Genomic DNA, 12,674 nt, shown 5'->3' on the forward strand with positions numbered 1-12,674 from the left:
CGAAGCGGCGCCTTAGGCGCCGCCGAACTTCTTGGAGACGACCGATGCCAGTTCGGCCACGGAGTCCTCATGCCAGCCTTTAATATCGACAACGGTGGTTTCTGCCGCCACCGCGTCGCCCCAGCCGAACAGCAGCTTGCGAGCGCGGGGATGATTGGCCTGGCTGCGCAAGAGTATCACAGAAGGGTCCTTGCTCTGCACCGGCTTGTAGCTGCGCGCAGCCGCCACCAGCAGATCCGTCACCGCCGCATTGGCCTCTTCGTCAGCTGAATATTGCCCGGCTTTGACGCCGAACATTTTCAGAAGCGCGAGCGAGAAATTGAACTCCTTGAGGAACACGATCAGCGGCATCCGGCCCGACAATACCTTCTTCGTGAAGTAGACGAGGCGTTTGACGCGCCGCTCCCTGTTCCATCGTTTCTGCTCCCTTTTCGGCAGCGAGCGGAAGTAGCCTGGCGCCCATGTATCGATGATCGCGGTAAAGCTGACATCAGCCCCCTTCTCCCGCAACTGCCGAGTTACCTCCATCGCCAGTGTCCCGTTGACACACAGCCCGGCGAGGCCAACAGGCCCGGCGCTGACATCGATCTGCATGGCATCGACCGCATAGCGGGCAATATCCTCGAGCCGCATACCAGCCAGGTTTCCGAGATCGGTATTGAACATGTTGATGTTGTGAACCGACACCGTATCCGGCAATTCGTTTGCCAGGCGGTAATAGAGGAAGGGATGGTTGAGCGTATAAACCGAGGCCGGCCCTGTGCCGCGTTTGCAGGTGATCATTTCCCAGGGATTGGCGATCGCGGCGGCGGGTTCCTCCGCCTTCGGCGTGTCGAAGATCGCGGCGGCAAAGCCCTCGAGCGTCGGCTCCTTGAACAGAAGTTCCAGCGTCGGCTTGACGTTGAATTTGTCCCGCACGGCCGACAGCAGCCGCAGCGCCAGCAGGGAATGACCGCCGAGAGCGAAGAAATCGTCCTTCGGCCGTACCTGCGGAACTTGGAGAATGTCCTGCCAGAGGGCCGCCAGCGCAGCCATCTTCTTCGCCACCGGCGTATCGGCCGAAGCCTGGCTCCCGGAAAGCTCCGTTGCCGATGCGTCCTTGGCGGCAGCAACTGCTTGCCGTTCGGGCACGGTCAGCGACGACAGCATTGCCTCGGGATGGTCGAGGGCGACCTCATACGCCTTCTGCCAGAGCTGCAGCAGGCTTTCGATCGTGCGCGCATCGAAGAGATCGGCATTGTATTCGATCGACATGCGCCAGCCCGTCGGTCGGCCGATCATGATGAAGCTCAGATCGTAGATGACGCCGGGCGATTGCGACGGCGAGCTGATCAGCTCGAAGCCGCCATAGCGATGATCCTCCAGAAACGCCTTCTGCAGGTTGAAATTCACGGAGATCAGCGGATTACGCGAGGGATCGCGGACCGGGTTGATCAGCTCCACCAGCTTGTTGAACGGCATACGCTGATGGTTCAGCGCCCCCTCCACCGTCTCGCTGACCGAATGGATATGCTGCGCGAACGAGATGTCGGAAGAAAAATCGAAGCGCAGCACAAGATTGTTGATGAAGACGCCGATCAGATCTTCGAGATCGGAATGTTCGCGGCCTGCCACCTGTGAGCCGAACATCACGGTCTCGGCATTCGTCAGCCGATGCAGCATGGCGCTGATGATGGCGGCGCCGTAGCTGTATTGCGAGACGCGATGAGCGCGTGCGGCGGCATCCATGCGCTCGCTGAAGGCGAGAGGCTGCGCGACGGAGAGAATATTGCCGTGATTGGTCTTCACACGGCCGCGCGGATGGTCCGGCGTCACTTCGAAGTAAGGCGCGCCGGTGAGCTTCTCCCGCCAGAAGGTCTTCTCCGTCTCGAAACCGTAGCTCTGCAGATATTCCTGCTGCCAGAGAGCATAGTCGCCATATTGGAGCGGCAAATCAGGGAGGACAGGCTGCCGGCCGGCATCGATGGCGGCGGCGATTTCCCCCACTTCCCGTCCGAGCACGCGGATCGACCAACCATCGAAGCAGCTCTGGTGGGCGGTGATGAGGAGAACCCCGCGGTCATTTTCGGCCATCAGCAGCGAGACTCGAAAGAGCCCGGGCTTGCTAAGGTCGAAAGGAGCCTGTGCCGTCTCCTCGCCGATCGACAGGATTCTTGTCTGGCGCTGATCGGCCGCCATGCTGCGAAGATCGATCACCGACATCTTGAAATCGATCCGGTCCACCGCCTGCTGGAAGGGGCGGCCTTCCCTTTCGATGAATCGCGTCCTCAGAATCTCATGACGCTGGATCACCTTGCGAAAGGCCGCCTCGATGGTCGCGGCTTTGAACGCGCCGCGAATTTCCCAGCGAACCGCAACATTGAGCGCTGGATTGCCGGGGAGCAACTGGTCGAGAATCCAGCAGCGCAATTGCGTCTGCGTGCAGGGAAACTCGCCGATGATCTCCAGATCGGCAACCTGGCCTACGGGGCTGTTTTCAACACTACTCATATTGCCCTCTCCAATCCGCGGCGTGCGCCGTTACGGAAGTCTTTCAATGATGGAACGTGGAACTGAGCCGGGTCAGCCTTGATCTCCCCTTGGCTGTCTGCAAAGGCCGCCAGCTCGGCTACCGAGGGATGACGCAGCAGATGCTTCGCCTCCAGTGGCAGGCCGGTGTCGAGCATGCGGGCGGCGATGCGGAAGATAGTCAGCGAGTCGGCACCCAGCGCGTAGAGATTGTCGTCGACGCTGATATCTCCGAGGTTCAACACCTCCTCCCAGATCGTCAGGATCCGCCGCTCCGTCTCTGTCTTGGGTTGAACCTTGACGACTGCAGCCTCGCGCTGTGGCACGCCGCGCAACTGCAGGGTCTTCCGGTCGAGCTTGCCATTAGCGGTCTGCGGCAGCTCGCTTTCAGTCACCCAGAAGCTCGGCACCATATGGCCGGGAAGATTGGCCTTGGCATGTGCGGCAAGATTGGCCGGCGAAAGCTCGATGCCGCTGATCGTGGGTACGACATAGCAGACGAGAGAGCGGTCGCCCTTCTGGTTCTCCGCCGCAACGACGGCGCATTGGCGAACGCCTTCGGCTTTGGAGACGACGGCTTCGATGTCGCCGAGTTCGATGCGGAAGCCGCGAAGCTTGATCTGCTGGTCGCGCCGACCGAGCAGTTGCAGCGACCCGTCGGCCAGGCGCCGGCCGACATCGCCAGTCTTGTAGAGTCGCTTCGGCCTGCCGGTGGCGAAGCAGAACGGCACGAAGGCTTTCTCGGTCAGGTCAAGCCGGTCGAAATAGCCGTTCGCCAGGCCATCGCCGCCGATATGCAGCTCGCCGGTAACGCCGATTGGCGCGATGCTGTTGTTCTGGTCGAGAATATAGAGCTGGGTATTGGCGATCGGGTGGCCGATGGTGATCGGCTGATCCGCATCGGTGATCCGCTGCAGCGAAGACCAGATCGTCGTCTCCGTCGGGCCATACATGTTCCAGAGCTCGCCCCCGATCGTCAGCAGCGATTTCGCCAGCTCCTTCGGCAACGGTTCGCCGCCGCAGAGCATCTTCAGATTCGGCCGCTCCTTGAGGCCCGCCTCCGTCAGCATCTGCCAGAGCGTCGGGGTTGCCTGCAGCACCGTCGCATTATGCTCATTGATCAGCCGCACCAGCGCGAAGCCATCCTGCACCTGCATCCGGTTGGCGACGACGACCTTTCCGCCCGATATCAACGGCAGGTAGATTTCCAGCCCGGCGATATCGAAGGAGATCGTCGTTACGGCAATCAGCGTGTCATTGGCGGTGAATCCCGGCTCCTTTGCCATGGAAAGGAGGAAGTTCGTCAGCGCCCGGTGGGACACTTCGACGCCCTTCGGCATGCCGGTCGAGCCGGAGGTAAAGATGATATAGGCCGGAGCCGTGGTGTCAGTCGGCAGGCTCTTCAGGGTGGCCCCTGTCATCGAGCCGATCGCCTTCGCGTCCTTGTCGGTACGGATGATCGGCGTGCCTGAGGCTGCAAGCCGTGCCATCTCGTCGCTATCGCAAATCAGGCCGCCGACGCGGGCGATATCCAGAGTCTGACGCAACCGCGGCTCAGGATGGGCCGGGTCCATGGGCACATAGGTGTGCCCGGCCTTCATGACCGCCAAGAGAGCGACGATCATTTCCAGCGAGCGCTCGACGAGAAGCGCGATGCGCTGCCCGGGTTCGGGGATCGCCATCTGCAGATAGAGGGCAAGCTGGTTGGAGCGGGTTTCGAGTTCGCCGTAGGTGATCGTATGACCGTCATGCTCGGCGGCGACGGCATGCGGATGTTCTGCTGCCTTGCGGGCGAAGAGCGAGAAGGCAAACTCATCATGATTGTAGTCCATCGCCGTATGATTGAGGCTTTCGATCAGCCAGGACTTCTCGTCCGCCGTCAGCAGCGACAGTTCGGAAACCTTGCGCTCCATATCTTTCGCGAGTGCCGCAGCCAGCGTCGAGAAATGGCCTATCCAGCGCTCGATGGTGGCGCGGTCGAAGACGTCGGCATTGTAGTCGACATCGATGCGAATGTGATCCGCGGCCTCGATCATGTTGAAGAACATGTCGAAGTTGGAGAAGGCCTTCGCATTCGGCTCGATCGTCGGCTTCAGGTTGCCGAAGGCGCCGCCGCCGGCCATACGCTCCAGGTTGAACTGGATTTCGGTGAGCGGCAGGCGCCGCGAGTCGCGCTTGATCCCGAGTTTGCGCACCAGCGTGCCGTAGGTGTAGTCCTGATGCTCGAACGCCTGGAAGACTAACTGTTGCGTTGCCTTCAGGTGGGTGACGAAGGATTCTGTTGACGTCACGGTCTGACGCAGCGGCAGGAGGTTGACGCAGTGGCCGACGAGGATCTGGTCACCGACCAGGCTCTGGCCCGCAGAAGGGATGGCGATGACGATGTCCTCCTGGCCGGAAAGCCGCGAGATCGTTACCTGCAAGGTGGCAAGTAGGGTGGAGAACAGCGTTGCACCCGATTTTGCTCCCGCCTTCTTCAGGGTCTTATAGACTTCCTCGCCGATGAAGCCGGTGCAGGTTCCGCCGGCAAAGCTGCGATATTCCGGGCGCGGCCGATCAAGCGGCATTTCCGGCAGATCGGGAACCGTCTTGAACTGGTCGAGCCAGAATTGCTCCGTAGCCCCTGATTTCTCCGGCTTCGGTGCGAAGTCGGTCGAATAGGCGGCGAAGGACAGAGCCGGTTCGAAGTGCGGCATCTCGCCCTGTTGGTAGGCAGCATAGGCGGTCGACAACTCATCGACGAACACGTTGATCGACCAGCCGTCGCAGACGATGTGGTGGCCCGTGAAGACGAAGACATGCTTGTCGTGACCGAGCTTCACGATGCTGGCACGGACCAGAGGACCGTTCACGAGGTCAAAGGGTGTCAGCGCCTCGTCTTCGATGATCTGGCGCAGATGAGCTTCGTTGGCACCATCGACCAGCGGCAGATCGAGTTTGAAATCCGGAATGAAGTGGAAGAACTGGCCGCTGCGATCAAAACGGATATGGAAGGCATCATGACGATCAACGACGGTATCGATGGCTTTGCGGAACGCTTTCTCGTCGAAAGCGCCTTCGAGCTTCAATGAAAAGGATTCGTTGAACGAGCACGAGGCTTCGTCGCCGGCCTGTGCCGCCAGCCAGATTTCCGTCTGCGCCTCCGTCAGCGGTGCGGATTGCGGCCGCGGAGCGCGCGCTACCACGGGTACTTTCGTTTCAACCGATGAGGCTGGTCTATCTTCGGCAGGGGCGAGGATTCCCACCGACTGCAGCGCGTCGAGAGTGTCGCGGAAGGCCTTGGCGATGGTCTGGAAATCGTCTTCGCTATGGGCCGTGGTCAGGAAGCATGGATAGCCTTCCTGGATGTGGACGCCGTTCAGGCGCATCTGGGCGTAGAACAGTGACCCCAGCGAATCCTGGCTGCTGAAGTCGGCGGCGAACCAGCTCTTATAGCCGTGAACGACATCGGCAATGCCGCGCCTTGCGAGTTCCGCCTTCATTTCGGCGACGAGTGCCTGCGTTCGTTCGGCGACGCGTCCATAAAGCTCCGCACCCTCACCCTTGATGTGATGCAGGACGGCATGTGCCGCGGCCAGCACCAGCGGGTGACGTACGAATGTGCCGGCAAAAAAAGTCGGGGCGGTCATGGGAACGGAGTCATCGCCGTAATTCCAGTGGCCGCCGTCGAGAGCATCCATGAAACGTGCGCTTCCAACCAAGACTCCGATCGGCATGCCGCCGCCGACAACTTTGCCATAAGTCGCCATATCGCCCTTGATGCCCCAGATCGCCTGCATGCCGCCGGGATCGACGCGGAAGCCGGTGACGACTTCATCGAAGACCAGGGCGAATTCAGACTTAGTGGCGACATCACGCAGCTCACGAACAAATTCGATCGGCTGCAATTCCGGATGGCGGCTTTGGATAGGTTCAATGATAACGGCCGCAATTTCCTCAGCATTGGCGCGGATGAAATCGAGGCTTTCCGGTGCGCCGTAGCGCAGCACGGTCATGTTGGATACCGAGCCCATCGGGATGCCGGAAGCGATCGGCAAGGCGATCGGCCGGTCGGCCCGATTGCGGCCCTTGACCAGCACTTCGTCGAACTGGCCGTGGTAGTCATTGGCGAAGACCACGATGCGGTCACGGCCGGTGACGGCACGGGCGAGACGCATGGCGGCCATGACGGCTTCCGAACCGGTGTTGCAGAAGGTGACGCGCTCATGACCAGTCACTTCGGCGATCATTCCGGCGACCTCGCCGGCGAGCGGCGTTTGCGGGCCAATGGCGAAGCCGATATCGGCCTGGGCCTTGATCGCATCGATGACGAAATCCGGGGCGTGACCGAAGGCGGTCTGCCCGAAGCCGTTGACTAGATCGACGTATTTGTTGCCGTCGACATCCCAAATATGTGCGCCCTTGGAATGGTCGCAGACGATCGGGAAGACCATTTCCTTCCAGTCGGCGCGGAAGCCCGAAGCCGTGCGCGGGTCGGCAAGCCAATGGCGATTGGCCTTGGTGAAGGCCTTGGACTTGGCGTTCTTCGCTTCATAGGCGGCGGTCAGATCGGCGATGAAGGCCCGTTTCGCATTGGTTATCTCCGGCGCAAGGCTCTTTGCGCCGGGACGGTAGAGCTTGATACGCTCCGTGCCGAATTCGGTCTCCGCTGTGTCTGACGCCGGCTTGACGGCTGCTGGAGCGGCAGGCGCGGCAGCAGGAGTGATGACGGGCACAGAAACCGGCGGTGCAACTGCTGGGATCGCCGCAGCGGCGGCCGGGACGAGCGCCGTGCCGCCCTGGAGGATCGCCAACTGCTGGGCAAACAGCGACTGTGCGAGCTGGATCTGCGATTGGAGCACGGCTGCCAAATCCGGCGACGCAGCAGACACCATCGGCATCGGGGCGACGGGAAGTGCCGTCGGAATAGCGATTGGTGAGGATGCTGCAGCCACCGGCGCAGCGGGAGCGACAACCGGCGCCACTACCGGTGCCGCGACTGGTTTCACGGCATCCGGCGGCATCTGCTGGTCGAGATGGAGTGCCAGATCGGCGACCGAGGGAATGTTGCTGAGCAGCTCACGGAAGGAGAGTTTAACCTTGTATTCCTTCTCGATACGCTGCGCGAACTGGCCCACGAACAGTGAGTCGAAACCGAGTTCGAGGAAAGTCACGGCCCGCTCGGTAACCCCCAGCGTCTCCCCTGACATTTCGCTGAGCAAGGTCAACAGGGAGGTTTCAAGAGTGAGGACGCGATCGGAAAGGGAGAGTGGTGTTACGACGTTCATGGCTTTGTTCTCATCGACAAGGTTGACATCGGCTGCGAAAGAGGCAGCGGGCACAGGAACTTGAGCGGGTAGAGCCGGTTGGCTCGCCGCGCGGCGGGAGGATTGCGGCGCATCGATCCAGTGACGCTGGCGCTGGAACGGATAGGTCGGCAGGCCCAGGCGCTGCTGGGCGCTGGCGGGCAGAGCCGGCCATTCCAGCGGGTAGCCGGCCATCCAGAGTTTGCCATGTGCTTCCGCCAGGGTCTCGGAAGCGGCAAAGGCGCGGTCATGCTCAGGCAAGGACTGCACGATGGCGGCAACACCGTCACGGGCAATCGTCTGCGCGGCAAAGACCGATAGTGTTCGGCCGGGGCCGACTTCCAAGAGCACCGGTTTGCGGCCACGGCAGAGCGTCATGAGCCCATCGGCGAAGTGAACTGCGTCGCGGCAATGCGTTGCCCAATAGTCCGGCGAGGTTCCGCGTTCACCGGTCTGCCAGTCGCCAGTGACGCAGGAAATATACGGCATGGTGGCTGTGCCATAGGTGGTCTTTGCCGTCTCTTCGCGCAGGGCAATAACGGCTTCATCCATCATCGCCGAGTGGAAGGCATGCGAAGTATGCAGCCGGCTGAAGGCAATGCCGGCGGATTCGAGCACGGTGCAGACCGTATCGATATCTTCGAACGGCCCCGAAATGACGGAGAGTTTCGGCGCATTGATCGCAGCGATCTCGACCTTGCCCCGCAGATGCATGGCGACGGTTTCGGCATCGGCGCGAACCGACACCATTGCACCCTGCGGCTGGTTCTGCATCAGCCGCCCCCGGTTGGCGACCAGCCGCAAGCCGTCTTCGAAGGAGATGACATTGGCGAGCGTTGCGGCGACGAATTCGCCGACGCTATGGCCGATCATCGCATAGGGCTTGACGCCACGGCTCAACCACAGCCGCGCCAGCGCGTATTCGACGAGATAGAGGCAGGGCTGCGCGATGCGCGTCTCACGCTGCTCGTCGGCCATGGCCTGGGTCACCGGGCCGGTGTGGCAGATATAGTCGCGCAGATCGACGCCGAGTGTCATCTTCAGCAGCTCGGCGCCGCGGTCGATCCAGCGGGCGAATTCCGGCTCCGCGCTATAGAGGCCGGCGCCCATGCCGGCATATTGAGCGCCCTGCCCCGGAAACATGAAGGCGACGGGCGGTTGATCCGAGGCAATGAGCGGCTGGTAGCGCTCCGCTGTCAGGCGATCGATCGCCTCCTCCGTAGTGCTGGCGGCAATGGCAAGGCGATGGTTGAACTCACGCCGGCCGGCCTGCAGCGTATGAGCCACCTGCGCTAGAGGCAGCCCGGGATTCTTGGCGAGATGGTCAGCGAGGTTAGTACGCATGGCCGACAGGGCGGCCGGATTGGATGCCGAAAGCGGCAGAAGATATGGTCCTTCCTGCTCATCGACAGACTCATCGTGACGAACCGGCGGTTCCTCGACGATGACGTGAATGTTCGTGCCGCCGACACCGAACGCACTGACGCCGGCGCGGCGCGGCCCTTCCATTTCCGGCCAATCGATCATCTCGGTCGGAATATAGAAGGGGCTGTGATCGAGATCGATGCGCGGATTCGGTTTCTCGTAGTTGGGCATGGGCGGTATCTTTGCCTTGCCCAGCGCCAGCGCGGTCTTGATGAGGCCGGTAACGCCGGCGGCGGCGTCCGTATGGCCGATATTGCCTTTTACCGATCCAAGCGCGCAGCTTGCCGGCGCGGGCGGATCCTCCGAAAAAGCACCCTTGAGACCGCTGAATTCGATGGGGTCGCCGAGCGGCGTCGCGGTGCCGTGGCATTCGACATAGCCGATGGTTGCTGGTGAGACGGCGGCATTGGCAAAGGCTGCCGAAATCGCTTCGGCCTGGCCTTCGACGCTCGGTGCGACGAAACCGACCTTGTCGGAGCCATCATTGTTGACGCCATAGCCTCGGATAACCGCATAGATATGGTCGCCATCCCGCAGCGCATCTTCCTGGCGCTTCAGAAGCACGACGCCGGCGCCGCTCGCGAAGACTGTCCCGGCAGCGTTTGCATCGAAGGGACGGCAGGTGCCATCAGGCGAGGCCATGCCGCCTTCCTGATAAATATAGCCACGCCTTTGCGGGATGGTGATCGAGACGCCGCCGGCAAGCGCCATGTCGCAACTATAGGTCAACAGGTTCTGGCAGGCTTGCGACACGGCCAGCAGCGAGGTCGAGCAGGCCGATTGCAGCGTAAAGGCGGGACCACGCAGATTGAATTTATAGGCGATGCGTGTCGCAAGCGTGTCGTTGAGTGCGCCGACAAGATGTTGGAAGCAGCCGATCTGATAGTTGGAGGTAAATTCCTCCGCCTTGGCGCGATCGCCCAGAACGTTGTTGATCAGATAGGTCGGCATCGAGGAGCCGGCGAAGACGCCGATCATTCCCGGGTAACGCTGCGGATCGTAGCCGCCATCTTCGAGCGCTTCCCAGCAGATTTCCAGGAAGACTCTGTGCTGCGGGTCAGTCAGCGCCGCTTCGCGCGGATACATGCCGAAGAAATCAGCATCGAACAGCTCGACATCGCGAAGATGCGGCCGGGCCGGAACAAAATTCGGCTGCGCGCGCTCCTCGTCGGTAAAGGCATCTTCGAGTTCTTCCGGCGAGAATTGCGAGAAGGCATTCCGCCCTTCGCAAATCAACTGCCAAAGCGCCTCCACCGAAGGCGCTCCCGGGAAGCGACCGGACATGCCGATAATTGCGATACCGCCCGAATCCTGATTGTCCCAATCCTGATTGCTATCGAAATCACTCTCATCGCCATTGGCATGACCGGTTTCATAATCTCTCGTCATGAAGAACTCCTGCGGAATTGGGACATGGTCTTTCTCTGAAGAGCTGCGCGCTGGGCGGCGGCGATAGCCCGTGCCGAACCCGAAGCCTTGCCGTCGACGTGGCGCGCCAATTCGCGGATCGTCGGATGCTTGAACAAGGCAACGACGTCGACGGAACGTTCGAGCTCGGCCTCAAGGCCTGCATGGATTTCCATGAGCTGCAGCGAGGTTCCGCCGAGGTCGAAGAAGTTTCTGTCGAGGTCGATTTTTCCCGTGCCCAGCGCGTCCTGCCAAAGCCTTGTCAGAAGTGTCTCCGTCTGGCTCTTGGCGATGGCATCAGGTGCAATCTCGATCTGCTCCATAGGCGGCGGCTGAAGCTTGGAGCGATCGACCTTGCCGGCCGGCGTCAGCGGAAATGCGTCGACGACCACGGCCGCGCTCGGGATCATGTAGGCTGGAAGTGCCGCGCGTAGCGCTGCCATGACGCTTGGTACGAAATCGGGACCTGCGCTCCCCTGACGGGGGCACAGGTAGGCGACGATGCGCTTCAGCGTCGCGCTTTGGACGTGGCAAAGGACGATGCCGTCGGCAAGGCGCGGATCGCGTCTTAGCGTGGCCTCGATTTCATCGAGCTCGATACGTTTGCCGTTGATCTTGACCTGCCGGTCGCGACGTCCCTTGAAGGCGACCATGCCGTCCGCATGCAGAACGGCGAGATCGCCGGTCAGATAGTACCGCTTTTGTCCGTTGTTCGTGCCGATCGTCACGAACTTCTCCGCGGTCATCTCCGGACGTTTGAAATAGCCGATCGCAAGCCCGTCGCCCGATATCGCCAACTGCCCCTCGGTCCCGTACGGAACCTCCCGCAATTCCTCGTCGAGAACGGCAATGCCCGTATGCGCGATGGCTCTGCCGATCGGCAATTCCTGCCCGGTAAAATTCGGAGGCACTTCGAATGCTGTCGCGAAAACCGTCGTTTCGGTCGGTCCATAGGCATTTGTGAGCTTGCAGCCTGGAAAGCGGTCGAGAAAACGGCGCGCATGAACTGCCGATCCGACGTCGCCGCCGAACAGGACATGGCGAAGCTGCGGCAGGTCGCCGTCCGCATGATCGGCAAACACGTTGAAGAGCCCTGTCGTCAGGAACATGATGCTGACGCCGGTTTCGCGTATGAGGTTGCAGAGCCGAGCGACGGAGAAGCTAGTGTCCGGCATGCCGACAAGCTTGCTGCCGTTGAGCAATGCCCCCCAGATCTCCAGGGTCGCGGCGTCGAAGGCGATCGTTGCGGTGTGCAGGACCACATCATCCGGCCGAAATTCGACATAGGTCTGATCCAGGACGACGCGGGCGATACTGCGATGTGCGATCGCGGTGCCTTTCGGGCGGCCGGTCGAACCGGAGGTGTACATGACATAGGCCACATCATCGCCGCCGATCTTGACGGAAGGCCGCGGCTGGGGCGGACGGATGGTCATTTCCGCAATGATGGCGCTCGCCTCGATGACGCGGCCGCGCATGCTGGGAACGATGCTGATCTTGTCGCCATAGGCCGAATCGACAAAGACCACCTTCGGCTCGCATTCGCCGATGACGTGATCGAGGTGCTCGATCGGAAAAGCAGGATCGAGGGGGAGATAGGCGCCGCCGGCCTTGAGAATGGCGAGCTTGCAGACGATGGCATTGAGGCTGCGCGGCAGGAACAGGCCGACGATGTCGGCCTTGCGGATACCGAGTTTTACGAGATAGGCCGCCAATGAGTCGGAGAGCCGGTCAAGTTCGCGGTAGCTGAGTGCCGAATCGCCGAAAACGACAGCGGTGGCGTGCGGCGCAGCCAGGGCCTGTTCATGCACCATGTCATAAAGGTTGCGGTCTCGGTCGTAATGCATGATTACAGGAGAATTGGCTTTCTCTTCAGAATCGAAGTCGATCATCGCTGTGCTCCGGGCTACGTTTGCTGCCTGCGACGGCACGATATCTGTGCCTTATCGTCGCCTGCAGAATTTCACGCTGCCGGAAAATCACCAGTTGATCATTGGGATGACTGCCCTCCTCAACGAAAGTCTTAAGCCTTAGCCGACGTAGACATTT

3 protein-coding genes are annotated in these 12,674 nt (G+C 61.2%); all 3 read right to left on the minus strand.

All coding sequences use genetic code 11. From position 1 onward, the window contains the following. Window positions 1-12: 12 nt before the first annotated feature. The 3 genes from PH547_RS14930 to PH547_RS14940 are packed head-to-tail and all read right to left on the minus strand — an operon-like array spanning window position 13 to window position 12,517. A complete protein-coding gene (locus PH547_RS14930) occupies window positions 13-2,490 on the minus strand; it encodes a condensation domain-containing protein (protein WP_285168708.1) in 2,478 nt (825 codons plus the stop codon). Beyond that, window positions 2,487-10,607: a non-ribosomal peptide synthetase/type I polyketide synthase gene (locus PH547_RS14935; RefSeq protein WP_285168709.1), complete on the minus strand. Its 8,121-nt coding sequence runs from the start codon at window positions 10,605-10,607 to the stop codon at window positions 2,487-2,489. Before PH547_RS14935 ends, PH547_RS14930 begins: the two co-directional genes overlap by 4 nt. Then, window positions 10,604-12,517 (minus strand): non-ribosomal peptide synthetase, encoded by a 1,914-nt coding sequence (locus tag PH547_RS14940; protein ID WP_285168710.1) that lies wholly within the window; start codon window positions 12,515-12,517, stop codon window positions 10,604-10,606. Before PH547_RS14940 ends, PH547_RS14935 begins: the two co-directional genes overlap by 4 nt. Window positions 12,518-12,674: the final 157 nt, after the last annotated feature.

Source organism: Rhizobium cerradonense, assembly GCF_030182455.1.
GTDB lineage: Bacteria > Pseudomonadota > Alphaproteobacteria > Rhizobiales > Rhizobiaceae > Rhizobium.

Coding starts and splice junctions, on each gene's coding strand:
- PH547_RS14930 (WP_285168708.1), bottom strand. CDS start 2,490: ATGAGTAGTGTTGAAAACAGCCCCGTAGGCCAGGTTGCCGATCTGGAG.
- PH547_RS14935 (WP_285168709.1), bottom strand. CDS start 10,607: ATGACGAGAGATTATGAAACCGGTCATGCCAATGGCGATGAGAGTGAT.
- PH547_RS14940 (WP_285168710.1), bottom strand. CDS start 12,517: ATGATCGACTTCGATTCTGAAGAGAAAGCCAATTCTCCTGTAATCATG.